Annotated in this window: 1 pseudogene; it reads left to right on the top strand. The window is 40.0% G+C overall.

The annotated features are described in order from the left end of the window. Nucleotides 1-732: pseudogene (locus ACS8FD_RS20235) on the top strand (hypothetical protein); the annotation flags it as partial.

Below are 732 nucleotides of genomic sequence, written 5' to 3'. Positions count from 1 at the left end.
GGTATTAGCAGATAGCTTTAACAAAACGGGTGCTGAACGTAAACCAAGCCTTAAATGGCTAAGCTGTGAAGATCACAAGTTCACACTGCCAGAGCGTTTATACGATCATATTGGCTGGCTAGAATATAGTACCGTTGCAACCAATGCTGAGACTATAGTCAAAGCTAATGGGAAAGCTGCAAAGACTGATAATAATGAAAATAAAAACGATGCTGATACGTTGCTGCGTATTGATTATCAAGATGCCTACGCACAGATTCGAGTAAATTACTTTAAGGGTTGGGCAAAAACCAGCTTTACTGCCTTATCTCGGCAGCTGAGTGAGCAAGGTAAAGCTTTAGCTGTGTTTGATGATGGTATAGAGGATGACTTAGACTTAACGGATAGTGTGGATTTAACAGATAGTATGAATTTGTCGGCTGCCTCTACATCTGGAAATATAACTAACGCAGAAGGTAACGAGAGTAGTGAGAATAACTCTGCTTTAATGACGGTAGATAATATTCGTTTTCGTTTTGTAAGAGGCGCCAATGCGGGTACATTCTTGCACGAAGTTTTTGAAAAGATAGATTTTAATAATAACAGTAAATGGTCAGCGATTATTGATCAAGGTATTCGCCAATATCAGCTACCAGTTAGCTATACTAGTGCCAGCAACCAACAGCGTCTGCTACAAGACATACCCTCAAGCGCAAGTGATAATGAAAGTGCCAGTGTAGTACCTATAGAAGA

Source organism: Psychrobacter sp. 1U2 (assembly GCF_051847575.1).
The sequence above is the reverse complement of the archived record's forward strand: the minus strand, read 5'-3'. Positions and strand labels throughout refer to the sequence as shown.